Consider the following 24,350-nt stretch of genomic DNA (forward strand, 5'->3'; position numbering starts at 1 on the left):
CTCGTCGCTTGTCCAAATTAGCCGGGAATTCCGATCCGCTTGATTTCCCAGTGTAGCTCAATTCCGGAATTTGCCTTCACCCGTTCACGCACGGTCTCGCCCAGCGTCTCGATGTCGTGCGCGGTGGCGTCACCCGTGTTGATCAGGAAATTGCAGTGCATCTCGGAGACCTTAGCCCCGCCGACGCGCAAACCGCGGCAACCGGCGGCATCGACCAGCTTCCAGGCGGAATGGCCTTGCGGATTCTTGAAGGTCGAACCGCCGGTCTTTTCGCGGATCGGTTGCGCGGTCTCGCGGTGGGTCTGCACCTCCGCCATGCGCGCGCGGATCGCCTCGGCATCCCTGATCTCGCCGCGGAAACCCGCGGAGGTGAAGATGATGGAGGGATCGACGCCGCTGTTGCGGTAGACGAACTTCATGTCGGCATTGGAGAAGACGTGCTTCGTGCCGTCGCGCCCGACGCCTCGCGCCTCGATCAACACGTCCTTGGTCTCACCGCCATTGGCGCCCGCATTCATGCGCAGCGCTCCGCCGATCGTGCCGGGAATGCCGAAGTAGAATTCGAGCCCGCCGATATTGGCGGAAGCGGCGACTTCCGCCACGCGCTTGTCGAGCGCGGCGGCTCCAGCTGTGACGACATCGCCACTCGCGCTCGCCTCGCCAAAGGCACGCGGCGCCAGCCGGATCACCACGCCCGCTATGCCGCCGTCGCGCACGATCAGGTTGGAGCCGACGCCGACGACGTAGACGGGAATGTCGCTTGCGAGATGCGCGAGAAAATAAGCGAGGTCGTCCTCGTCCGCCGGCGTGAACAGCACCTGCGCGGGACCGCCGACGCGAAACCAGGTGAGCTCGGCGAGCGACTGGTTCGCGAGCAGCCGGCCGCGCAGCTCAGGCATCGCGGCTTTGAGAGCGGGGGTGATGTCGGGAAAGCTCACTGCCCTACCCCAGCGCCTTCAATTCGCCGGGGAGCGCATACGCCCATTGCGTGATGTTGCCGGCGCCCAGGCACACCACGAGATCGCCCGGCTTTGCGATTGCCTTGATGATGCCCGCAAGCTCCGGCGCCGCCGGCAGCGGAATCACCTCGCGGTGGCCGTGCGCGCGAAGGCCTGAGACGAAATGGTCGCGGTCGATGCCTTCGATCGGCGTCTCGCCTGCGGCATAGACCTCGGCGACGATCACCGCATCCGCATCATTGAAGCAGGTGCAGAATTCCTCGAACAGCGACTCCAGGCGGGTGTAGCGATGCGGCTGCACCACGGCGACGACCTTGCCGTTGGTGGACTCCCGCGCGGCCTTCAGCACCGCGGCGATCTCGACCGGATGATGGCCGTAATCGTCGATCACGGTGACACCGTTCCACTCGCCGGTCTTGGTGAAGCGGCGCTTGACGCCGCCGAAGCCGGCGATCGCCTTGCGGATCGCCTCGTCCGACACCCCGAGCTCGCGCGCGACCGCAATCGCGGCCGTCGCGTTGGAGGCGTTGTGGCGTCCCGGCATCGGCAGCATGAGATCGGCGATCTCGTGCACGCGGCCGGTCTTGCGATCGCGGAACGCGACCTTGAACTTCGATCCGCCGCCCATCGGGGTCAGATCGAGGAAACGCACGTCGGCCTGCGGATTCTCGCCATAGGTGATGATGCGGCGGTCCTCGATCTTGCCGACCAGCGTTTGCACCACGGGATGGTCGATGCACATCACGGCAAAGCCGTAGAACGGCAGGTTCTCGACGAAGTTTCGGAACGCGTCCTGCACGGCCTCGAAGGTCTTGAAGTGATCGAGATGCTCGGGATCGACATTGGTGACGATCGCGACCTCGGTCGGCAGCTTCAGGAATGTGCCGTCGCTCTCGTCGGCTTCGACCACCATCCAGTCGCCCGCACCGAGACGCGCGTTGGAGCCGTAGGCGTTGATGATGCCGCCGTTGATCACGGTGGGATCGAGGCCACCGGCGTCGAGCAGCGTCGCGACCATCGTGGTCGTCGTGGTCTTGCCGTGGGTGCCGGCGATGGCGACACAGCTCTTCAGCCGCATCAGCTCGGCCAGCATCTCGGCGCGGCGCACCACGGGGATGCGCCGTTCGCGCGCCGCCATCAGTTCCGGATTGTCGCGCTTGATCGCGGTGGAGACCACGACGACCTCGGCGCCGTCGACGTTCTCCGCCTTGTGGCCGACCGAGACCTTCGCGCCGTTCTTGCGCAGACGGTCGAGATTGTAATTGTCGGACGCGTCCGAGCCCTGCACGGAATAGCCGAGATTGAGCAGCACTTCGGCGATGCCGCTCATGCCGATCCCGCCGATCCCGACGAAGTGGATGGGTCCGATCTCGCGCGGCAGTCTCATGCGTTGTTCCCTGACCTTGCCGCCCTGCAAGAGCGGCTCTGGCGATGGTCACGGCCAAATCAGCCGCGGGCCTTTCCTACTGGATGCCCCGCTTTAGAAGGCGAAGACAAGGGCTTTTTCGCGTCAGATTCCCGCAACTTTGACCACAAGATCCGCCAGCCGCTCGGCCGCGTCGAGCCGGCCGGCGCTGCGGGCGGCCTCGGCCATGGCGGCAAGACGCGCGGGCTCGGCGGCAAAGGCGGAGATCTCGGCGGCGAGGCGATCGGAGGAAAACTCGGTCTGCAGGATGCGGATCGCGCCATCGACCTTGGCCAGCACGCCGGCATTGGCGAACTGGTCCTGGTCGATCGCGCCGGGCAGCGGCACGAGGATCGAGGGCCGCCCGATCGCGGCGAGTTCGGCCACGGTGCCGGCACCGGAGCGCGACACCACCAGATGGTTGGAGGCGAGCCTTGCCGGCAGATCTGTGAAGAACGGCGCAAGCTCGGCATTGATCTTGAGCTTGTCGTAGACCGCGCGCACGCGCGCCATGTCCTCGTCGCGCACCTGCTGGGTGAGAACGAGCCGGCTCCACAACGCAGGCTCGAGGCGCTCGATCGCGCCGGGCACGATGTCGGCCATGATGCGTGCACCCTGGCTGCCGCCGACGACGAGCAGGCGCAGCGGGCCGTTCACTTCAGGCGCAGCATATGGCACGTCGGCTGCGGCGAGGATTGCCGGTCGCATCGGCGTTCCGACGGTCGTGGTCTTGCCGGATAGCGCCCGATCGCGGTCGAGCACGCCGGGCAACGACGTCGCGATGGCGCGGACGCGGCTCGACAGGAACCGGTTGGCGCGGCCGAGCACCGCATTGGCGTCATGGATGATGCCGGGCACGCCGGCGAATTTTGCCGCGACCAGCGGCGGCAGCGTCGGATAGCCGCCGAAGCCGACGACGGCGACCGGCTTCAATCGCTTGATCAGGCTGTAAGCGGACAGCGTGCCGGCGGCGAGCGTCAGGCCGGCATAGGCGAGCTGCAGCGGATTGCGGCCGCGCGCGGTCTCGCTCGATACGACGTCGATCATGTCCTTGGTGAACAGCCCGCTGTAGCGCAGCGCGCGCTCGTCGGTAACGAGGCGGACACGGAAGCCGCGCCGGATCAATTCGACGCCGAGCGCCTCGGCCGGAAACAGATGGCCGCCGGTGCCGCCCGCGGCGAGAAGAATCAGGGGGGATTTGTCCATGGCGGGGAGTTTTACAGGGACTTTTTCGTCATTGCGAGCCGGCGCTCGTGCCCCGGGCGCAGCGCAGCGCGCCGCCCTTCGGCGCAGTGCGCTGCTGAACCGGGGCCCATGATTGCGGCATTCTGGGTCCCGGCTCTGCGCTCCGCTTCGCTGCGCTTGTCCGGGACACGCAAATCACGCGTAGCTGCGCATCGCCTCGGCGTGGCCGCTTGCCTCGACCTCCGTGCGCGAGCGTAGCCGCGTCAGCGCCAGCATCATGCCGACGCCATAGGCCAGCGACACGATCGAGGAGCCGCCATAGGAGATGAACGGCAGCGTCATGCCCTTGGCGGGGATGAGCTGGAGGTTGACCGACATGTTAATCGCCGCCTGCACGCCGAACAGGATCGCGAGACCCGAGGCCGCAAAGCGCGAGAACATGTCCTCGTTGGCATAGGCGCGCGACAACGTGCGGATGACGACGAAGGCGAACAGCGCCAGCATCGCGAGGCACAGGATGATGCCGAACTCTTCGGCAGCGACCGCGAACACGAAATCTGTGTGGCTGTCCGGCAGGCTGCGCTTGGCGATGCCCTCGCCCGGTCCGAGTCCAAACCAGCCGCCGTTGTAGAAGGCTTCCATCGCGGTATCGACCTGGAAGGTGTCGCCGGAGGCCGGATTCATGAAGCGCTTGATGCGGCCGGCGACGTGGGGGACGAACAGGTAGGCACTGAACAGTCCGGCCGCTCCGAGCCCGGCAAGGCCGAACACCCAGATCATCCGCATGCCCGCGATGAAGAACAGCGAGCCCCACACCATCAGGATCAGCATGGTCTGGCCGAAGTCCGGCTCCATCACCAGGAGCGACACCAGCATCAAGAGCAGTACCAGCGCCATCGAGGTCGCCGGCATTTCCGGACGCTTGGTCGATTCCGCAAACAGCCAGGCCGCGATGACGACAAAGGATGGCTTGGCCACTTCAGAGGCCTGGATATTGACGCCGAGCAGCGTGATCCAGCGCCGCGAGCCCTTGACCTCAGGGCCGATCGCGAGCGTCAGCACGATCAGAATGATGCTGACGGTGAAGATGATCAGCGCGCTGCGGCGGATCGCGCGCGGCGACAGGAAGGAGACCCCGAGCAGCACGATGCAGGACGGCACCAGGAACAGCACGTGACGGCTGAAGAAGTGGAAGGGATCGAGCCCGATGCGGGTCGCAACCGGCGGGCTCGCCGCCAGCGACAGGATCACGCCGGTCAGCATCAGCGCCAGGATGGCGCCCATCAGCGGCTTGTCGACGGTCCACCACCACTCGGAAAAGGGGGTGCGTTCTTCACGGGAGAGCATGGCGGCCGCTTTCGGACAGAGGTCGGTCCATTGGTCGCCGAGGTTGGTTTACGGGGGGTTAAGGAGATCGATGAACTTGTGGAGAGTCTCGTGCCCCGGACGCTGCGCAGCGCCATAAGCGCGTTTACGCGCCTCTTCGACACGCTATGGCGGTGCGCTGCAGAGCCGGGGTCTATGCGGCTTCTCGGCCCCGGCTCTGCGGAGCGTCACTTCGTGCCGCACCGCGTCCGGGACACGGGAGCTCCTACACCACCGGCTTCACACCCGGCAGCGCCTGCACCAATTCGCGGAACCTGGTGCCGCGGATTTCGAAGTTGCGGTACTGATCGAAGGACGCGCAGGCGGGTGACAGCAGGACGACCGCGTCAGTGATGCCCGACATCTCCGCATCGCGCGCGGCATGTTCGAGGGCGACGTCGAGAGTCTGACTGATCTCGTGCGGAACTTGCGTGCCGAGCGTGCCGGAAAACTCCGGTGCGGCCTCGCCGATCAGATAGGCCTTGCGGATGCGCGGGAAGTAGCCGGTGAGCCCAGTGATGCCGCCCGCCTTCGGCTTGCCGCCGGCGATCCAGAAGATATCGCCGAAGGACGACAGCGCATGTGCGGTGGCGTCCGCATTGGTGCCCTTGGAGTCGTTGACGAACAGCACGTTGCCGCGGCGGCCGACCTGCTCCATGCGATGTGCAAGGCCCGGAAAGCTGCGCAGGCCGTTCTGAAGCACATCGAGGCTGATGCCCATCGCGAGCGCGGCGGCTGCGGCGCACGCCGCGTTCTGCGCATTGTGCAGGCCGCGCAGCGAGCCGATGCCACCAAGTCTGGCAACTTCGCTGCGGGCGCCGCCCGAATTGCGCACAATGGTGCCGTGCTCGACATGGATGCCGCTCGCCAACGGGTTCTTGACGGAAATGCGCTCCACCTTCTTGCCTGCGCGATCGAGCCGGTCGGCGATGTCGCGGCAAAACCCGTCGTCGACACCGACGATCGCGGTGCCGCCGCCCTGCACACCGGCAACGAGGCGTTCCTTCACCGCGGCGTAATGCGCGATGGTGCCGTGACGGTCGATATGGTCCTCGCTGACATTGAGCAAAATGCCGACGGAGGGATCGAGCGAGGGCGTGAGATCGATCTGGTAGGACGACATCTCGATGACGTGGACGCGGCCCATGCGCGGCGGCTCCAGCGACAGGATCGCCGTGCCGATATTGCCGCCCATCTGGGTGTCGTAGCCGGCAACTTTCGTCAGGTGTGCGATCAGCGCCGTGGTGGTCGACTTGCCGTTGGTGCCGGTGATGGCGACGAACGGCGCGTCCGGCGCGTTCCGCCGCCGCTCGCGGCAGAACAGCTCGATGTCGCCGATCACCTCGACGCCCACCTCGCGCGCCTTCAGCACGCTCCAATGCGGGACCGGATGTGTCAGCGGCACGCCGGGCGCGAGCACCAGCGCCGCGAAATTCGCCCAAGAGACGTTTCGCAAATCAGCCGTGATGAAGCCCGCCTGCGCGGCCGTGGCGACGTTCTCGGCACTGTCGTCGGCGGCGATCACCTCGGCGCCGCCCGCTTTCAACGCGTGACAGGACGCGAGCCCCGAGCCGCCGAGGCCGAACACTGCGACCGTCTTGCCGGCAAAGGACGTGACGGGGATCATCGACCGGTCACCGCAGCTTCAAGGTCGACAAGCCCGCCAGCGCCAGCATCACCGAGATGATCCAGAAGCGAATCACGATCTGCGGCTCGGTCCAGCCGAGTTGCTCGAAATGGTGATGGATCGGCGCCATCCGGAAGATGCGTTTTCCGGTCATCTTGAACGACACCACCTGCACGATGACGGAGACCGCCTCCAGCACGAACAGGCCGCCGATCACCGCGAGCACGATCTCGTGCTTCACCGCCACCGCGATCGCACCCAGCATGCCGCCGAGCGCAAGTGAGCCGGTGTCGCCCATGAAGATCGAGGCCGGCGGCGCGTTGAACCAGAGGAAGCCGAGGCCGGCGCCCAGCAGCGCGCCGCAGAGCACCGCAAGTTCGCCGGTACCGGCGACATATTTGATCTGGAGATAATCGGCGAACACCGCGTTGCCGGCGAGATAGGCGATCATCGCAAAGCTCGCGGTCGCGATCATCACAGGCACGATGGCAAGGCCGTCGAGACCGTCGGTGAGGTTCACCGCGTTACCGGCGCCGACGATGACAAAGGCACCGAACACGATGAAGAACCAGCCGAAATGCAGCACCGTGTCCTTCAGGAAAGGAATCGTCAGCGCGGTGGACGCGGGATCGCGGTTCAGCCGCACCAGCGCATAGCAGGCGACCAGCGCGATGGCCGCCTCGATCAGCAGGCGAAGCTTGCTGCCGAAGCCGGTCGTGGTCTGCTTGGTCACCTTGAGATAATCGTCATAGAAGCCGACGAAGCCGAAGCCGAGTGTCACTGCCAGCACGATCCAGACGTAGGGGTTGAGCGGATTGGCCCACAACACGGTGCCGACCGTGAGGCCGGACAGGATCATCAGCCCGCCCATGGTGGGCGTGCCTTTCTTGGCGAGATGCGATTGCGGGCCATCGGCCCGGATCGGCTGGCCCTTGCCCTGGCGGAGGCGCAGATGGTCGATGATCCAGGGCCCGAACAGGAACACGAACAGCGCGCCGGTGACGACCGCGCCGCCGGTGCGGAAGGTGATGTAGCGGAAGACGTTCAGGAAGGTGCGAACGGCACCGAAGCCCGGAAATGTGTTGGAGAGCTCGATCAGCCAGTAAAACATTCAGACGGTCCTATGGCGCTTTTCGCACGCGGTCTTGGTCGTGGTTATGGCCGTGTTCTTGGTACTGGCCTCGACGTGCCTCACGCGCATTCGCTGGTCTTCATCATGGGGTCGGGCGACCTCTAAAGAAAACGGACGGTTTCGCGCCGCAAAGGGTGGGATTCGGGAGCAGCGCCTTCCAAGCAGTTTACGCCTTTGCCTGCAAGGCGGCCACTAGGCCCGGCACAAACTTGTTGACCCAGAACATCTTCTTGCTGCCCTTGACAACCACGACATCGCCTGCCCTCAGCAGATTTGCGACCTCGCCCGGCTTCAGCGTGACGGGATCGTCGTGCCAGCCGAGACCCTTGCCGGCCGGGAGCACCTCGAAGAGGTGACGCATCAGGGGCCCGACGCAATAGACGCCGTCGATGCCGTCGAGATGCTTGGCGAGGTCGGTGTGATAGCCCGGCGCGCCGTCGCCCAGTTCCAGCATGTCGCCGAGCACCGCAATGCGGCGGCCGCTTGTCATGTTGCGCGCCTGGAGGCTTTGCAGCGCAGCAGCAACGCTGGCCGGGTTGCCGTTGAAACTGTCGTCGATCACGGTGACGCCGCCGACCGCCTGCTCGACGCCGCGGCCGGTCATGATGCCGACGCGGTCGAGCTTGGTCGCAAGCGTCGCCGCATCGAGGTTGGCCGCACGAATCGAAGCGAGCGCGGCCAGCGCATTCTGCACGCGGTGCGGCGCGCCCGGCGTCAGGCTGAAGGCGATCTCCTTCTTGCCGAGCGCGGCCACGACCTGCCAGCTGTCGCCATGCGGCGCGTGCGCGACCTCGTGCACTTCGGCTTTCTCGCCGAAGCGTGCGACCTTGCCCTTCCAGTCCGGCGCCTTGATCCCGGCGGGCAGCACCAGCACGCCGTCCGAGGACAGACCGAGGGCGATCGACACCTTCTCGCGGCGGATGGCTTCGAGCGAGCCGAGCTTCTCGAGATGCACCGGCTGGACGTTGACGACGAGCGCAACCGTCGGCCGCGTCAGTTCGCTGAGCCGCGCGATCTCGCCGGTCTGGTTCATGCCCATCTCGACGACCCAGAGACTGGCATCGGGCCGCGCATTGCACAGCGTCAGCGGCACGCCCCAGAAATTGTTGAAGCTCGCCGGACTGGCATAGGCGCCGGGATAGGCGGCCAGAAACTCCTTGGTGCTGGTCTTGCCGGCGCTGCCGGTGAGCCCGATGACTGGTCCTTTGAAGCGTGCGCGTGCGGCACGCGCGAGGCCCCAGAGACCGTCGATCAGCGTGTCCTTGACGACGATCTGGGGAATGCGGATGCCGGCGATCTGGTACGGCACGATCATCGCGACCGCGCCGGAAGCTTCCGCCTTGTCCGCGAACTCCCAACCATCACGCGCGCTGGCGAAGGCCGAGATGAAGCCGCCACTCGGCGTGCCACTCAGCGCGACGAACAGGCTGCCCGGTTTCACCAGCCGGCTGTCCTGGGTGACGACATCGATCGGCGTGTCCGGGAATGATCCGGCAGCGCCCAGCGCATGTGCCACTTCAGCCACCGTCCATATTGGCGCGCTCATGGAATCCTCGACGCTAGTGCGGCGGCGACCGCCTCGTGATCGCTGAAGGGCAAAATCTCTCCGCCGACGATCTGCCCGGTCTCGTGTCCCTTGCCGGCGATGAGCAGCGCATCGCCCTCTTCCAATTCCTCGATCGCAATGCGGATCGCCGCGGCGCGGTCGCCGATTTCGCGCGCGCCCTTGGCGGCCGCGAGGATCTCGGCGCGGATGGCCTCCGGCTTCTCGCTGCGCGGATTGTCGTCGGTGACGATGATTCCGTCCGCGTTGTCAGCCGCGATCTCGCCCATGATCGGACGCTTGCCGGCATCGCGGTCGCCGCCGGCGCCGAACACGACGATCAGCCTGCGCCTGGCGTAGGGACGCAACGCCTGCAGCGCCTTCGCCAGCGCATCGGGCTTGTGCGCGTAATCGACAAAGATCGGCGCGCCATTGCGTTCGCCGACGCGCTCCAACCGACCCTTGGCGCCTTCGAGATGCTCCAGGCTTGCAAACACATTTGCGGCGTCGCTGCCGGTGCCGATGGCAAGGCCGGCCGACACCAGCGCGTTCTCGATCTGGAATTCGCCGACCAGCGGCAGCCGGATCGCATAGCGGTTGCCGCGATGCTCGAGCGCGAGCACTTGCGAAAACCCTTCGACTTCGGCACCAGCGAGACGAATGCCCTCGCCTGCCCCGTCGCCGTTGCGACCGACCGCCATCACGCGCAAGCCGCGCGACTTCGCAGCACCGATCGCCTCTGCCGAGCAATCATGATCGGCCGAAATCACCGCCGCGCCTCCAGGCTGAACCAGCTCACGGAACAGGCGCAGCTTGGCCGCGAGGTAATGCGCGACGGTCGGGTGATAATCCATGTGGTCGCGCGAGAGATTGGTGAAGCCGCCGGCGGAAATGCGCACGCCGTCGAGGCGATACTGATCGAGCCCGTGCGAGGACGCCTCGAAAGCGAGATGCGTGACGCCCTCGCGCGCGATCTCGTCGAGCTGCCGGTGCAGCGCGATCGGATCGGGCGTCGTCAGCGAGCCGTAGACGGTGCGCTTCGGCGAGACCAGGCCGATGGTTCCGATGCTGGCGGAGGCATGCCCGAGCCGTTCCCAGATCTGGCGCGTGAACGCCGCGACCGAGGTCTTGCCGCTGGTGCCGGTCACCGCGGCGATGGTCGCGGGCTGCATCGGAAAAAAACTTGCTGCGGCCAACGCCAGCGCACGGCGCGGATTGGCGACAGTGATGAACGGCACCTTGTCAGCCGCCGGCGCATGGTCGCCGATGACCGCCACCGCGCCTGCGGCAATCGCGGCATCGATGAAGCGCGCACCGTCGGTCTTGCTGCCCGCAAGTGCGAAGAAGAGATCGCCCGGCTTGACCACGCGGCTGTCGAGGGCAACGCCGTTCACATCGAGCGCCGCGACAGCGGGCTCGAGTGCGGCATCATTGCCCAGAACATCCTGACCTAGGAGGTCGCGCAGCTTCATGGTCTTCCAGTCGACATGCCGCACCGGAGCGCCGAATCTTCAGGGAAATCCCGACTCAGCGGCGGCAACGGCCCACCAGGTTGATTACTGGGTTGTCCTGGATGCTGCAAGAATAAGGCGCTCGGACGGCGGCAGGTCGAACCGCGGCTCGATGCCCAGAAGCGGCGCGATCCGCTCGATCACCTTGCCGCCGGTCGGCACCGCGTTCCAACCGGAGGTGATGAAACCCTTCGTTTCCGGAATCGCCTGCGGCTCGTCCAGCATGATCAGGATCTGATATTTCGGGTCGTCGCAGGGCATGATCGCGGTGAAGGAGTTGAGCACGCGCTTCTTGGCATAGCGGCCGTTGATGACCTTTTCGGACGTGCCGGTCTTGCCGCCGACGTAGTAACCCTTGACGTCGGCCGTCTTGGCGGTGCCGATTTCGGCATTGAGCCGCATCAGGAACCGCATCTTGTCGCTGGTGTCCTGCTTGATCACGCGTTTCGCCATCGCCGCCGCTTCGGACTCCGTGCGCTTCATGAAGGTCGGCGGAATCAAATAGCCGCCGTTCACCAGCGCGTTGATACCCATCACCGCCTGCAGTGGCGCCACCGACATGCCCTGGCCGAACGCGATGGTGACCGTGTTCAGCTCGCCCCAGCGGCGCGGTATCAGCGGAGCCGCGCTCTCCGGCAGCTCGGTGCGCAGCCGGGTCAACTGGCCCATCTTGGCGAGGAACGCCTTGTGCGCCTCGACGCCCTGGCCGAGCGCGATCCGCGCGGCACCGATGTTGGACGAGAACGTGAACACTTCCTTGGTGTTGATGAAACGTCCGAGCGAATGGCTGTCATGGATGGTGAACTTGCCGTAGTGCAGGTTTCCCCGTGCATCCCACATCGAGTTCAAATTGATCTTGCCGGAATCGAGCGCCATCGCCAGCGTGAACGCCTTGAAGGTCGAGCCCATCTCGTAGACGCCGGTGGTCAGGCGATTGATGCGGTCGGGGTCGTGCGCTTCCTTCGGATTGTTGGGATCGAAGTCCGGAAGGGAGACCATCGCCACGATCTCGCCGGTCTTGACGTTGGAGACGATGCCGGAGGCGGCCTTGGTGTGGTACTTCTCCTTGGCCTTCAGGAGCTCGTCGCGCAGTGCGTGCTCGACGCGCAGATCGACCGAGAGCTCGATCGGCTTTTGCAGCCGGTCGGTGGCAAAGCCCGCGCGGTGGAGATCGGCCAGCCCTTGATTGTCGAGCCACTTCTCCATGCCGGCGATGCCCTGGTTGTCGATGTTGACGAGACCGATGAGGTGGGCGACCTCGTTGCCGGTCGGATAGACGCGCTTGTTCTCGCGCAGGAAACCGATGCCGGGAATGCCGAGCTTGTGGATGTCCTGCTGCTGCTTCGCCGTGATCTCACGCTTGAGCCAGACGAAGCCCTTGCGCGACGACAGGCGCTCGCGAACCTCGACCTCGTCGAGGTCGGGCACGGTGGCGGTCAGGAGTTCGATCGCCTCATCCTTGTCGATGATGCGGCGCGGCTCGCCGAACAGGCTCGACGCTTTGACGTCGGTCGCGAGGATCGCGCCGTTGCGATCGATGATGTCGGGCCGCGCGGTCGCGACCACCTCCTGCGCCGCGGCGCGGCGCGCGCCGTGGGCGTCGGCGCCGATCGCGAACATCACGAGCCGGCCGCCGATCAGGGCGTAGACCGCGACGAAGGCGAGCATCGCCAGGCCGACGCGCGCGCGTGCCTTCGCGGCGCGATCGACGTTGCGCCCATAAAGCAGGCTGCGGATCAGACGCTGCCGCCAGGGCTCAGTCGGCTTTTCTGCAGGTTTGGCCGGGGTCACAGCACTCATTGCTTGTCCTCGGGCTGAGGCACGGAGCCCGTCACCGTGTCGGGATCGCTCGCGGCTTCGATGGTGTTGAGCATGGCGCCGATCGGATCCGGCTCGCCCGGCCTGAACATCCGCGGCGGACGCTCGGGCAGGTTCTTCAGTGCATCGTACTGCGTGCCGTTGACCGGCTTGAGCTGCAGATGCCGATCCGACAGGCCTTGCAGGCGCAGGGGCGCGTCGAGCTTGGCCCATTCGGAGCGGAGCGCCGCGATGGCGTCGCGCTGCTCGCGAATTTCGGCATGCAGCCGCAGCACCTTTTCGGTGCGCGCCGTGGAGTCCATCTTGATCCGGTAGACATAGGCCGCCGCAAAGACCAGCGCGCCGATGACGAGGAGGTGGATGAAGCGCATGCGCTAGCCGCCTCTCATGACGTCGGAGAGTTTTGGCCAGGGCGATTGCTCGCCATCGTCATGCGCAGGCGCCGAGGTGCGCTCGGCGGCGCGCAGTTTTGCAGACCGCGCGCGCGGGTTCTGCGCGACCTCGTCTTCGCCTGCGATCACCGGCCGCCGTGTCAAAAGCTGGAAGCTGGGCACAGCCTGCGACACTTCCGGCAGATGCCGTGAGCCGCCACCGGTCTTGCTACGCTCGGTGAGAAAATTCTTGACGATGCGGTCTTCCAGCGAATGGAACGAGACGACCACGAGGCGACCGCCGGGCTTGAGCACACGCTCCGCCGCGGCAAGCGCGGTCTGAAGCTCTTCGAGCTCTTCGTTGACGAAGATGCGCAGGGCCTGGAACGTCCGCGTCGCCGGGTGAATATCGCCGGGCTTGGAACGAACCACCCTGCCGACGAGATCGGCGAGCGCGCGCGTGGTCGTGAACGGCGTCTCCTGCCGGTCCGCGACGATGGCGCGGGCAACGCGGCGCGAATGCCGCTCTTCGCCGAGGAGATAAATGATGTCGGCGAGATCGCCTTCGGAGGCACGCGCCACGACGTCGGCTGCGGTCGGTCCCGCCTGCCCCATCCGCATGTCGAGCGGACCGTCGAGACGGAAGGAGAAGCCGCGGCCGGCCTGGTCGAGCTGCATCGAGGATACCCCGACGTCCATCACGACGCCGTCGACGCCATCGACGCCTTGAGCCGCGCAGACCTCAGCGAGGTTGGAGAAGCGATCTTCAACGAGCGTCAGCCGGCCCGCGGAGCGTTCGACCAGCTCGGCGCCGCCTGCGATTGCGGTGCGGTCGCGGTCGATCGCGATCAGGCGGGTTCCCGGCACGTCGAGAATCGCGCGGCTGTAGCCGCCGGCACCGAAGGTCGCGTCGACATAAAGGCCGCCTTCGCGCGGGGCGAGGTGGTCGACAGCCTCGCGGCCAAGAACGGGGATGTGCGGAGCCGAGTTCATGCGCCAAGCCTGCCGGGCGCCCCGCCGGACGTCCATGCGAGATCGGGGACGAACAAGCTCATAACGCCTCGCATGATTCCGCGTCGCGGCGGTTCCACGACCCGACCCCCGTCCAGCATGGTTACCGAGCCCGGTGACCCTGAGCCGCCAACCCAGTGTTCCCAGTGGAATTTGTCGGGCAGCCATGGGATTTCAAGCCAAAATACGCTTTGGCCGCCTCCGGACACGGGTCGGCTCTTCATCTCTCAGTAACGGCCCTTAGCGTTAAGAAAGCGTTGATCGGCTCGTGACAAGTCGAAAAGCTGACGCGACGGTGATGCTGCATCCACACACATGCGCCAAAATGCACCCGTTAACCCCGTCTCCCGATTGCGCACGGTGGAGGGTAAAGAAATAGTAAAGAGAAGGGCTTGGCCCACTCTCTGTCTGTCTCGAGCTGTTTATGTCGTCCGGTTCGTCCACGCCGTCTGGATCTGATTCGAAGCGTCAACGCGTTCTCCCGGTTCCCAAGGCCGCGGCGAACATGCGGACGTTCGAGCCGGATTCCTCGATCGTCTCCGACATCATCCCCTCACCGAACCATGGCGACCGCAACAAGGGCCGGCAGCCCGATATGATCGTGCTGCACTACACCGGCATGCCCGACGTCGAAGGTGCATTGGCGCGGCTCTGCTCCGCGGGCACCGAGGTGTCGGCGCACTATGTCGTGCTGGAAGACGGCCGTATCGTGCAATGTGTGCCGGAGGCCAGGCGCGCCTGGCATGCCGGCGTTTCGTCCTGGGGCGGCCAGGATGACATCAACTCCTGCTCGATCGGGATCGAGATCGTCAATCGCGGCCACGACTGGGGCTATCCGGAATACCCGCTGCGCCAGATCGCCGCCGTGATCGCGCTGTGCCGCGGCATCATGCTCCGCCGCAAGGTGCCCGCGCACCGGGTGCTCGGCCATTCCGACGTCGCGCCCGCGCGCAAGAAGGATCCCGGCGAAAAATTTCCGTGGCATTCGCTGGCCAATTCAGGCGTCGGCCACTGGGTCACGCCCGCGCCGGTGGTGCGCGGCGAGAGCCTGATGCTCGGCACCATCAGCGACGAGGTGTTGAGCCTGCAGCAGGCGCTCGCCAGATACGGCTACGGCGTTCCCCTGACCGGCAAATACGACGCCGGGACGATGGAAGTCGTCACCGCGTTTCAGCGGCACTTCCGGCCGGCGCGACTGGATGGAGTCGCGGATCACTCCACCCTGTCGACCTTGCAGGCGCTGTTGGGGAGTCTCCCTCAGGAGGCAACGACCATCGCGACGAAGTGAGGGCGACTGCCACACACGCCGTCATTGCGAGCGAAGCGAAGCAATCCAGACTGCCTCCGCGGAAGCAATCTGGATTGCTTCGTCGCAAGTGCTCCTCGCAATGACGGAGTATGAGGCAACAACTACTCCATCTCCCTCACTCTTCGCGCATAGAGCCGTCGCAGCGGCTCGAGCTGCGTCGCCTCCGTCGCCGTAGCATACGCCTCCATCGCCTCCTCCTTCCGACCGAGCCGCCGCAACAGATCCGCCCGCACCGCCGGCAGCAGCTCGTAACCATCGAGCCCGCCGCGGGCGGCGATCGCATCCACCAGATCGAGCGCGCGTGCCGGCCCGTCGACCATCGACACCGCCGCCGCGTGATTCAGTTCAACCACCGGCGACGGGTTGATGCGTAGCAGGACCTCGTAGAGCCCGGCAATCTGCGGCCAGTCGGTCTGCTCATAGCTCGGCGCACGCGCATGCAGTGCGGCGATCGCGGCTTGTACTGCATAGGGCTGCGGCCGGCCGGGCACGCGTAGCGCGTCGTCCACCATACGCAGGCCCTCCTCGATCTGTGCACGGTCCCACCGCGAGCGGTCCTGCTCTTCCAGCAGCACGATATCGCCGGCGGCGGTCTCACGCCCGGCGCGGCGCGCATCGTGCAGCAGCATCAGCGCCAGCAGGCCCTTGATGCCGGTCCGATCGGGTAGCAGACGGTCGAGCAAACGGCCGAGCCTGATAGCCTCGGCCGCGAGATCGGGCCGCATCAAATCCGCACCCGACGTCGCCACATAGCCTTCGGTGAACACGAGATAGATCACGGCGAGTACACCGTCGAGCCGCGGCACCAGCGTGTCGCGCTCGGGCACCTCATAGGGAATGCCGGCGAGCCTGATCTTCTGCTTGGCGCGGACGAGACGCTGGGCCATCGCCTCCTCACTGACAAGGAAGGCGCGCGCGACCTGCGCGGTGGAGAGCCCGCAGACGGTGCGCAGCGTCAGCGCGACCTGGACCTCGGGCGCGAACGCGGGATGGCAGCAGGTGAAGATCAGCCGCAGCATGTCGTCGTCGAGCATCGCCGACGGCTCGTCGGTCGCCTGCGCATTGAGCTCGAGCTCGTGCACAAGTGCCTGCTGCTTGCCGCGGAAGACGGCCTGCCGGCGAATCCGGTCGATCACCTTGTGCTTGGCGACATTGACCAACCAGGCGCGCGGGTTGTCGGGAAACTCGCCCGCCGGCCAGTGCTCCAGCGCAACCGCGAAGGCGTCCTGGAGCGCATCCTCGGCGAGATCGAAATCGCCGACGAGGCGGATCAGCGTGGCCAGCGCCCGCACCGCCTCGTCGCGGAAGATCTTATCGATCTCGGACAGTGTCATGCGCCGATGCGCGGCTGCGCCATCACTTGTCGTAGACCCAGATCGGCCGCACCTCGATCGAACCGATGCGCGCCGACGGAATCCGGGACGCGATCTCGATCGCAGTATCGAGATCCTTGGCCTCCACGAGATAATAGCCGCCGAGTTGCTCGCGCGTTTCGGCAAACGGGCCGTCGGTCGTCAGCGTCTTGCCGTCGCGCACGCGGACCGTCGTCGCGGTCGTCGTCGGCTGCAACCGGTCGCCGGCCTTGAAATTGCCGCTCTGGATGATGCCTTGCGTGAAGGCCTGGTATTCGCTCATCATCTTCTGGGCCGTGGCAGCGTCGTTCTTCGCGTATTCGACCTCGTTCTGGTAGATCATCAGCAGATACTGCATCGCTTCACTCCTGTGTGTTCGGGGGATCACCGACATCCAGTCGAACGGGGCACGCACCAAACGACATGTTCAGGATAAATTATCTGAAGGTCGCGTGCGCGGCGATATCGGCTTGACGGAACCGTCGCAAATGCTCCATGCGTAAGCCGTCAGTCGGCCGGACGGCCGCTCCGGCAAGTGCCGAAAGGCCGCCGGGGAGGAAAGTCCGGGCTCCCTTGACATACGGTGCCGGATAACGTCCGGCGGGGGCGACCCCAGGGAAAGTGCCACAGAGAACGAACCGCCCGCCTTCGCCCCTAACGGGGCTATGGCGTGACAAGCCCGCAAGGCTCGCCACGCCGAAGCAGCGCAAGCTGCATAGGCAGGTAAGGGTGAAAAGGTGCGGTAAGAGCGCACCGCGGCTCCGGCAACGGCGCCGGCATGGTAAACCCCACCGGGAGCAAAACCGAATAGGGACGGCGTAGCGGGCTGTTCGCGAAAGCGATAACGCCGCGGGGCGATGTCAGGCCCGCCGTCCGGGTAGGTTGCTCGAGGCCATGTGCAAACATGGTCCCAGAGGAATGGCCGTCACGTATCGTTCGCGCAAGCGGACGATGCCTTACAGAACCCGGCTTACAGGCCGGCTGATATTCTAAAGCGTTTTCGAGAAGAAAACGTGTCTACCAAGAAGTGACGAGGGGTTCGATGCTGACCGCATCGGGCCCCTCACCATTTTGGGGCTCGCTATCCGACGATCTCTTGCAACACCGCCATCAGCGCCTCTGGCGCCGTGACGTTCGGTGTAGCGGCCAGTCTTGCGATGTAAACGTTACGGCCTCCAGGCCGCGCGCGCGTCCGCTTTCACGAAGACGGGTGCAAGCTGACCGGCCTCGCGCCGCAGTTTGCCCGGCTCAAAACCGTGCATGCCGATCTGCCATTGCAGCCCGACGATGGCGCCCTTGGTCGGTTGCAGCAGCGCGAGCGAGGCGAACAGCGTCACCGGCAGCCACACCGCCAGTTGCAACCAGACTGCCGGCGCGTAGGCGGTCTCGACCGCGAGGATCGCCGGGACCACGAGATGGCCGACGACGACCATCACGAGATAGGCCGGAAAATCATCGGCGCGCTGGTGAAACAGCTCCTCGCCGCAATGGTCGCAGGCGTCAGCCACTTTCAGGAAACGGCCGAACGCATGCCCTTCGCCGCAATTCGGGCACTTGCCGCAGAAACCGCGCCACATCGCTTTCGTAAGAGAGACTGAACCGGTTGCCATGACAGCACCTCTTCCTTTTCGCTGATCCATACAATACTATCTTGTATCCATACATTCAAAGGATATGGGCTCAAATTGCATGGATTGGACCCCTACAATCTCGGAGCTGAATGGCCCGCGTTATCAACGCATCGTCGATACCATGGAGGCCGACATCGCCGCGGGCCGCCTCGTACGCGGGCAGCAACTCCCGACGCAGCGCGCCCTCGCAAAAGCGCTCGGCATTGACCTCACCACGGTGACGCGCGCCTACACCGAGGCGCGGCGCCGCGGTATCATGGAAGCCCGGGTCGGTCAGGGCTCGTTCGTGTCGGAGACCAGCGTGCGCCGCGCGGTCGATCTGCCGCATCCCGTCGCGATCGACCTCTCGATGAACGTGCCGCCGCATCCGCTCGAAGCGCAGCTGGACGAGCGAATCATCGCAGGGCTCGAGGCCATCCGCGCGCAATCGGGCCTGACCGCGCATCTCAACTACCAGCCGCCCGGCGGCAGCGCACATGAGCGCGCGGTCGCAACGCGCTGGATGCGCGCACGCGTTCCGCACGCGCATGCCGACAAGCTTGTGATCTTTCCCGGTACGCAGACGATCCTGTTCAACCTGCTCGCCCATCTCGCCAGGCCCGGCGACGTGGTGCTGACGGAGGCCCTCACCTTCCCCGGCATCAAGGCCGCCGCGGCGCGGCTCGGCGTCAAGCTCGTCGGCGTCGCCATGGATGACGGCGGCGTCCTGCCTGACGCGCTGGCGAAAGCGTGTCGCACGCATAAGCCGAAAGCGGTCTACCTCATTCCGACGCTGCACAACCCAACCACCGCGACGCTTCTCCCCGAGCGCCGCAGCGCCATCGCAAGGATCATCAGCGATGCCGATACGATGCTGATCGAGGATGACGCCTACGGTCTGCTCGACCGCTCCGCATTGCCGATCGCCAATCTCATTCCGGAGCGGACATATCTGGCGACCACGCTGTCAAAGTGCATCGCGCCGGCGCTACGGGTAGCCTATCTGGTGACGCCCGACGAGAGCTCCCAGCAGGAGATGCGCAACTATTTGCAGGCGACCGTGCAGATGCCGGCGCCGCTTATGGTCGCGCTGATGACGCATTGGATCGAGACCGGCATCGCCGATCGCATCATCACCGCCATTCGCAGCGAGGCCATCGGACGCCAGCAGCTTGCGCAACGGACACTGAAGGGTCTTCAATTTCTGGCCAAGGCCGCAGCTCATCATCTATGGCTGCGGCTGCCGGAGGGCCGCCCCGACGTCGCGGCGCATCTATTGCGAAATGGACTCGCAGTCGTCGCCGGCGAGGCTTTCACCGTCGACGGGACCGCACCACACGCGGCGCGCGTCTCGCTTGGCGCAGCGCGCAACAGAGCAGAATTGACCGAAGCGCTGCGCATCCTGGTCGGCGCGCTGCACAGGCCCGCCGACACCAGGCAGATCGTCTAGCAATACTTATCGATGCTGGCGGCGATGGTGGTGGGAGCGAACAGCCGGCGCGACGGGGGACGGATAGGCCGCATAGGCCTCGCTCGGCGCAACGGTCTCGCCGCGGGCCCCGCGCGCGGCGGGCGTGAGCTGGCCGCCATTCAGAACATCGCGGTCCGGATGGGCAGCCTGATAGGCCGCAGGCTCGGAAAACTGCGCCTGCGCCATTGTCGGCATCAAAGTCGCTGCCGACAATAGCGCGGCTGCAACGGCAATCTTCGTGCGGGTCATCGTCCTTCTCCATATTCTCATTCGGGTGACCGGCCGATCGAACCGCATGATGGCGTCGGACGGCCCCCCAGAGTTGCAGTACGAGCATCATGTGGGCCTGTCTTTCGCGAACGCCCGCCGTCGGGGATCACGCTTGCGTGCAGTTTTGAAATTGACCGACACGGCCGCAGCTGTGCTATGCGAGCGATGGCGATCAACAGTTCGGGATCGCCCAGATAACAGGGACAATCTGTTGGATACGCTCACCTACGCGCTGCTGCTGTTCGGCGCATTGGCCGGGGGCTTCGTCTCGGGCCTTGCCGGATTCGGCACGGCGCTGATGGCGCTCGGCATCTGGCTCTACGTGCTGCCGCCGTCGCTCGCGGTGCCCCTGGTGCTGATCTGCTCGGTGATCGCGCAGAGCTCAACACTGCCGTCGATGTGGAAGAGTTTTGATCTCTCGCTGGTCTGGCCGTTCCTGATCGGAGGACTGATCGGCGTGCCGCTGGGCACCATGCTGGTCGCCTCCGCCGATCCAAAAGTGTTCAAGCTGAGCGTCGGCGTGCTGCTGCTGATCTTCTCGACCGCGCTGTACCTCAATAAGAAGCCGCTCGCCATCACCTTCGGCGGTCGCATCGCCGACGGCGCGATCGGCTTTGCCGGCGGCATTCTTGGCGGTCTGGCCGGATTGTCGGGCCCGCTGCCAATCCTGTGGGCCAACATCCGCGGCTGGAACAAGCACGAGCGGCGCGGCATCTTCCAGCTGTTCAATTTCACGGTGCTCGCCACCGCTTTGGTGTTGCAGACGGCCTCGGGCCTTGTTGAGTTCAAGGTCGTCTGGCTCGCGGTGGTCGCATTTCCGGGCACGCTGATCGGCGCATGGGCCGGCGCGCGCGTCTATCACGCATTGAGCGACAAGCATTTTGGCGATGTCGTGCTCGGTCTGTTGTTCCTGTCGGGCCTCGGCCTCGTCTGGAACAGTTTTGGCACGCACTAAATTCGCATTTTCTTCGCGGCCAGCGCCATGCCGCCGGCAATGCCGACGCCGAGCACGTAGATCCAGCCCTCTGCGAAATCGAACAGATGCGAGTCGGTCATTTGGCCCCTTGCAGCCGTATCCCCACGGCGCGGCAAATTAGCCGGAGCCGTGGGGCGGGGACAAGCGATCGCTACGCGGGCGCACGTGCAGGAGACGGCACGGGTTCGGGTGCAGCCTGCTCTGGAGCCGCCTCGTGCACCACCAGGCGCTTCCCGAATTCGCGGCGTAGCAGCCACAAGCTCAGGGCCGCCTGCAACGTGGTTGCCGCGATCGACAGGTACCAGACGTACTCCATCCGAAAGCCCGGCCGCGTCGACAGCCAGATCGCAGGCAGCGAATAGGTGAACACGCGCGTTGCCGAGCTCCACAACACAGGCTTGGTATTGCCGAGGCCCTGGAACATGCTCGAGCAGGTGAAGATCAGGCCCTGCGCCACCATGTTGAGCGAGATGATCCGCAGGAACAGGAAAGCGACCTCCATGGTTTCGCGATCGTTCGAGAAGCCGGCGAGCAGGAGCTGCGGCTTCGACTGAGCAAGGCACATGAAGCCGATCATCACGGCACTGGTGATCAGCGCCGCCTTGACGAAGGTTTCGCGCACGCGCTCGCCTTTTCCGGCGCCCATGTTCTGGCCGGCGATCGGCCCGGCGGCGAGCGCGATCGCAAGCGCCGGCATCTGGATCAGGCCCAGCACACGTTGTCCGATCCCGAAACCCGCCTGCGCTGCCGCGCCGAAATCGCGCAGCACGAAATAGACCACCGCCATGAGGATGAACATCATCGCGAACTCGCCACCGGCGGGCAGACCGACGTTGAGAATGCGCTTCAGATGGTGCGCCTGCGGACGCCACTGCGCCGGATTGAAGGCGACATAGCGCTCGACCTTGCGGAAATACGCAAGCAGCATCACGACGCCGATCAACACCGCGATCGAACTCGCCAGCCCCGCCCCGGCAACGCCGAGCGCATGGCCCGTGCCCCAGCCCAAAATAAGGACCGGCGCCAGCGCGATATTGATGACCACCGCAAGCGCCTGCACCAACATGGCGGGACGTACGATGCCGGTGGCCCGCAGCGCGGATCCCATCACCTGGGTCGCGAACTGCAGCGCGAGCGCCGGCATGAACCACAACAGGTACGTGGTCCCCGCCTCGATCGTGGCTTGATCCGCGGCAACCGAACGCATGTAGGCGCGCGACAGCGCGGCGCCCGCGACCAGGGTCAACAGGCCGAACAGCACCGACAGCACGATCGCCTGGTTGAAGATCAAATTGGCATCGGGCCGATCCTTGCGACCCACCGCATGCGCGATCAGCGCCACCGAGCCGACGCCGAGCACCTGCATCAGCGCGTTGACGAGAAAGCCGGCATTGCCGGCCGCCGCTACGCCCGCGACCGCGGCATCGCCCAAGCCCGAGACGAAGTACAGATCGACCAGCTGGCAGAGCATGATCGTGATCATGCCCACCATGATCGGCGGTGCCATGGCCAGGATGTGCTTCGCGACGGAGCCGTTGGTCAGGTCTTTCATGTCATCCCACCCTTGACGACGCAGCCTCCGGATCTTCGTCCGCCGGCCGCCCGTCACTCATTCAGCTGCTGCGAGATGTCCGAGCTCCACCACCTGGCGCTCGAACAGTCCGCGATAAATACCGTCTGGCTTGGCCGCGAGCTTGGCATGCGTGCCTTGCTCGACGATCTCGCCGCGGTCGAACACCAGGATCCGATCCATGCTCCGCACCGTCGACAGCCGGTGCGCGATCACGATCGAGGTCCGGCCCCTCATCAGCCGCTCCATCGCTTGCTGGATCAGCGCCTCCGATTCCGAATCGAGGCTCGATGTCGCCTCGTCCAGGATCAGCACCGGCGCGTCCGCCAGGAAGGCGCGCGCCAGCGCCACGCGCTGCCGCTCGCCGCCCGAGAGTTTGACGCCGCGCTCGCCGACAAGCGTGCCGTAGCCCTTCGGCAGGCGCAGGATGAAGTCGTGCGCATTCGCCAGCCTCGCCGCCTGCTCGATCGCCTCCACGCCGGCCCCGGGCCGGCCATAGGCGACGTTCTCGGCGAGCGAGCGGTGAAACAGGATCGGGTCCTGCTGCACGATCGCGATCTGGCTGCGCAGCGCTTGCTGCGTGGCCAGCGCGATGTCCTGCCCGTCGATCAACACGCGGCCGCCGGTGACGTCGTAGAGCCGCTGCACCAGCTTGACGAAGGTGGTCTTGCCGGAGCCAGAGCGGCCGACGAGACCGACGCGTTCGCCGGCGCGGATCGTGACCGACAGTCCGTCGTACAGCGGCGCGCTATGGCCGCCATAGTGGAACGTGACGCCGTCGAACACGATCTCGCCGCTCTCGATCGCAATCGGCCGCGCGTCCGTCGCATCCGCAATCCCGATCGGCTCGTCATGGATCGCCACCAGCTCCTCCATGTCGTTGACCGAGCGCTGGAGGTTGTTGATTTGCATTCCGACGTCGCGCAAATAGGCGTGGATGACGTAGTAGCTCGTCAGCACATAGGTGACGTCGCCGGGCGAAGCATGCCCGGACATCCACAGCAGCACCGCGCCGCCGATCACGGAGGCGCGCAAGACCAGCAGCAGCGAGAGCTGCGCCACGGCGGTGGTGTTGTAGCGAAGCCAGGTCCGCCGCACGCGTACGCGCCAGCGGTTGATGACGCGGGCGAGCTGCGCATCCTCGCGCGCTTCGGCGCCGAAGGATTTCACCACGGCGTTGCAGGTCAGCGCATCCGCCAGCGTGCCGCCGACCTTGGTGTCCCAGGCGTTGGAGGCGCGCGCGGCCGGCGCGATGTAGCGCGTCGAGAACAGCACGGTCATCGTGACATAGACCAGCGCGCCGAGCGCGATCACCCCGCCGAGCGAGGCCCAGTGCACGCCGAGCAGGACCATCGACCCGATCAGCACGACCAGCGAGGGCAGCAGCGCCAGCAGGACGGTGTCGTTCAACAGGTCGAGCGCCCACATGCCGCGCGTGATCTTGCGCACGGTCGAGCCGGCGAACGAGTTGGCGTGCCAGTCGGTCGAGAAGCGCTGCACGCGCATGAACGCGTCCTGCGCGACCTCGGACATGATCTTCAGCGTGAACGGCACGATCACCTGCAGTCCTGCGAGCCGCAGCACCATCGAGGCCGCGCCGAGCGCCACGATGGCGCCGAACGCGACCAGCGCCGCGTGACGCGCATCGGAATCCGACGGACCGCGCGTCAGGGCATCGATCAGGTGCCCCGAGAATACCGGCATGAACAAGTCGGCGGCGGTCGCGCCCAGCAGGCTGCCAACGACGACAAGCGTACGCCCCGGCTGCTTCAGCCAGTGCCGGAACACGAAGGGCAGCACGACGCGTATCGCTGCGGGCTTTTTTGACAGAGCGGTCATGGCATCATCCGGCCGCTTTTGGCGCA

General features: G+C 65.6%; 20 protein-coding genes and 1 other RNA gene. 4 read left to right on the top strand and 17 right to left on the bottom strand.

The window, feature by feature from the left end; all coding sequences use genetic code 11:
* Window positions 1-17: 17 nt before the first annotated feature.
* The 11 genes from murB to rsmH form a co-directional block, all read right to left on the bottom strand.
* Window positions 18-938 (bottom strand): UDP-N-acetylmuramate dehydrogenase, encoded by a 921-nt coding sequence (gene murB / locus ABIB06_RS14810; protein WP_354049301.1) that lies wholly within the window; start codon window positions 936-938, stop codon window positions 18-20.
* A 4-nt stretch (window positions 939-942) separates the two neighbouring features.
* Window positions 943-2,346: a UDP-N-acetylmuramate--L-alanine ligase gene (murC, locus tag ABIB06_RS14815; RefSeq protein WP_354049299.1), complete on the bottom strand. Its 1,404-nt coding sequence runs from the start codon at window positions 2,344-2,346 to the stop codon at window positions 943-945.
* Between the two features lie 123 nt (window positions 2,347-2,469).
* On the bottom strand, window positions 2,470-3,570 hold the full coding sequence (murG, locus tag ABIB06_RS14820; RefSeq protein WP_354049297.1) for an undecaprenyldiphospho-muramoylpentapeptide beta-N-acetylglucosaminyltransferase: 1,101 nt from the start codon (window positions 3,568-3,570) through the stop codon (window positions 2,470-2,472).
* A gap of 174 nt (window positions 3,571-3,744) precedes the next feature.
* Complete coding sequence (ftsW, locus tag ABIB06_RS14825; RefSeq protein WP_247442556.1) at window positions 3,745-4,896, bottom strand: putative lipid II flippase FtsW; 1,152 nt, start codon at window positions 4,894-4,896, stop codon at window positions 3,745-3,747.
* A gap of 244 nt (window positions 4,897-5,140) precedes the next feature.
* Complete coding sequence (gene murD / locus ABIB06_RS14830; RefSeq protein WP_354049295.1) at window positions 5,141-6,541, bottom strand: UDP-N-acetylmuramoyl-L-alanine--D-glutamate ligase; 1,401 nt, start codon at window positions 6,539-6,541, stop codon at window positions 5,141-5,143.
* Window positions 6,542-6,548: 7 nt separating this feature from the next.
* Window positions 6,549-7,652: a phospho-N-acetylmuramoyl-pentapeptide-transferase gene (mraY, locus tag ABIB06_RS14835; RefSeq protein WP_247347744.1), complete on the bottom strand. Its 1,104-nt coding sequence runs from the start codon at window positions 7,650-7,652 to the stop codon at window positions 6,549-6,551.
* A 187-nt stretch (window positions 7,653-7,839) separates the two neighbouring features.
* On the bottom strand, window positions 7,840-9,219 hold the full coding sequence (locus ABIB06_RS14840) for a UDP-N-acetylmuramoyl-tripeptide--D-alanyl-D-alanine ligase (protein WP_247442567.1): 1,380 nt from the start codon (window positions 9,217-9,219) through the stop codon (window positions 7,840-7,842).
* Window positions 9,216-10,688: a UDP-N-acetylmuramoyl-L-alanyl-D-glutamate--2,6-diaminopimelate ligase gene (locus ABIB06_RS14845; protein ID WP_354049389.1), complete on the bottom strand. Its 1,473-nt coding sequence runs from the start codon at window positions 10,686-10,688 to the stop codon at window positions 9,216-9,218. Before ABIB06_RS14845 ends, ABIB06_RS14840 begins: the two co-directional genes overlap by 4 nt.
* Window positions 10,689-10,772: 84 nt before the next feature.
* Complete coding sequence (locus ABIB06_RS14850) at window positions 10,773-12,527, bottom strand: peptidoglycan D,D-transpeptidase FtsI family protein (protein WP_354049292.1); 1,755 nt, start codon at window positions 12,525-12,527, stop codon at window positions 10,773-10,775.
* Window positions 12,524-12,916 (bottom strand): cell division protein FtsL, encoded by a 393-nt coding sequence (ftsL, locus tag ABIB06_RS14855; protein ID WP_354049290.1) that lies wholly within the window; start codon window positions 12,914-12,916, stop codon window positions 12,524-12,526. The genes ABIB06_RS14850 and ftsL overlap by 4 nt, the downstream gene beginning before the upstream one ends.
* A 3-nt stretch (window positions 12,917-12,919) precedes the next feature.
* A complete protein-coding gene (rsmH, locus tag ABIB06_RS14860) occupies window positions 12,920-13,909 on the bottom strand; it encodes a 16S rRNA (cytosine(1402)-N(4))-methyltransferase RsmH (protein WP_354049288.1) in 990 nt (329 codons plus the stop codon).
* Between the two features lie 523 nt (window positions 13,910-14,432).
* Here rsmH and ABIB06_RS14865 point away from each other — a divergent pair.
* Window positions 14,433-15,215 carry an N-acetylmuramoyl-L-alanine amidase gene (locus ABIB06_RS14865; protein ID WP_354049286.1) on the top strand — a complete coding sequence of 261 codons (783 nt, stop codon included), beginning with the start codon at window positions 14,433-14,435 and terminating at the stop codon, window positions 15,213-15,215.
* A gap of 122 nt (window positions 15,216-15,337) precedes the next feature.
* On the opposite strand, the gene ABIB06_RS14870 is transcribed toward ABIB06_RS14865, so the two are convergent.
* Together ABIB06_RS14870 and ABIB06_RS14875 are read right to left on the bottom strand one after the other, a co-directional pair.
* On the bottom strand, window positions 15,338-16,570 hold the full coding sequence (locus tag ABIB06_RS14870; RefSeq protein WP_354049284.1) for an RNA polymerase sigma factor: 1,233 nt from the start codon (window positions 16,568-16,570) through the stop codon (window positions 15,338-15,340).
* A 22-nt stretch (window positions 16,571-16,592) separates the two neighbouring features.
* Window positions 16,593-16,946, bottom strand: coding sequence for a YciI family protein (locus ABIB06_RS14875; RefSeq protein ID WP_247347753.1), 354 nt, complete (start codon window positions 16,944-16,946; stop codon window positions 16,593-16,595).
* A gap of 149 nt (window positions 16,947-17,095) precedes the next feature.
* Between ABIB06_RS14875 and rnpB the strand changes: the two genes are divergently transcribed.
* Window positions 17,096-17,577: RNase P RNA component class A (rnpB, locus tag ABIB06_RS14880), an RNA gene on the top strand.
* A 177-nt stretch (window positions 17,578-17,754) separates the two neighbouring features.
* On the opposite strand, the gene ABIB06_RS14885 is transcribed toward rnpB, so the two are convergent.
* Window positions 17,755-18,228 carry a DUF983 domain-containing protein gene (locus ABIB06_RS14885; RefSeq protein ID WP_354049282.1) on the bottom strand — a complete coding sequence of 158 codons (474 nt, stop codon included), beginning with the start codon at window positions 18,226-18,228 and terminating at the stop codon, window positions 17,755-17,757.
* A gap of 49 nt (window positions 18,229-18,277) precedes the next feature.
* On the opposite strand from ABIB06_RS14885, the gene ABIB06_RS14890 reads away from it, so the two are divergent.
* The gene (locus ABIB06_RS14890; RefSeq protein WP_354068902.1) at window positions 18,278-19,648 is read left to right on the top strand and encodes an aminotransferase-like domain-containing protein; all 1,371 of its coding nucleotides are present in this window, start codon (window positions 18,278-18,280) and stop codon (window positions 19,646-19,648) included.
* 6 nt (window positions 19,649-19,654) lie between these two features.
* On the opposite strand, the gene ABIB06_RS14895 is transcribed toward ABIB06_RS14890, so the two are convergent.
* Complete coding sequence (locus ABIB06_RS14895) at window positions 19,655-19,918, bottom strand: hypothetical protein (RefSeq protein WP_247347756.1); 264 nt, start codon at window positions 19,916-19,918, stop codon at window positions 19,655-19,657.
* A 232-nt stretch (window positions 19,919-20,150) separates the two neighbouring features.
* Here ABIB06_RS14895 and ABIB06_RS14900 point away from each other — a divergent pair, with 232 nt between their 5' ends.
* Window positions 20,151-20,894, top strand: a complete 744-nt coding sequence (locus ABIB06_RS14900) for a sulfite exporter TauE/SafE family protein (protein ID WP_354049278.1) — start codon at window positions 20,151-20,153, stop codon at window positions 20,892-20,894.
* Between the two features lie 172 nt (window positions 20,895-21,066).
* Here ABIB06_RS14900 and ABIB06_RS14905 read toward each other — a convergent pair whose 3' ends face one another.
* Both ABIB06_RS14905 and ABIB06_RS14910 read right to left on the bottom strand, forming a co-directional pair.
* Window positions 21,067-22,467, bottom strand: a complete 1,401-nt coding sequence (locus tag ABIB06_RS14905; RefSeq protein WP_247347758.1) for an MATE family efflux transporter — start codon at window positions 22,465-22,467, stop codon at window positions 21,067-21,069.
* A 57-nt stretch (window positions 22,468-22,524) separates the two neighbouring features.
* Entirely contained in the window at window positions 22,525-24,324 is a 1,800-nt protein-coding gene (locus tag ABIB06_RS14910; RefSeq protein ID WP_354049275.1) for an ABC transporter ATP-binding protein, read from the bottom strand.
* Between the last annotated feature and the right edge of the window lie 26 nt (window positions 24,325-24,350).

Source organism: Bradyrhizobium sp. LB8.2 (assembly GCF_040548035.1).
In the GTDB taxonomy this organism is placed as follows: Bacteria; Pseudomonadota; Alphaproteobacteria; order Rhizobiales; family Xanthobacteraceae; genus Bradyrhizobium.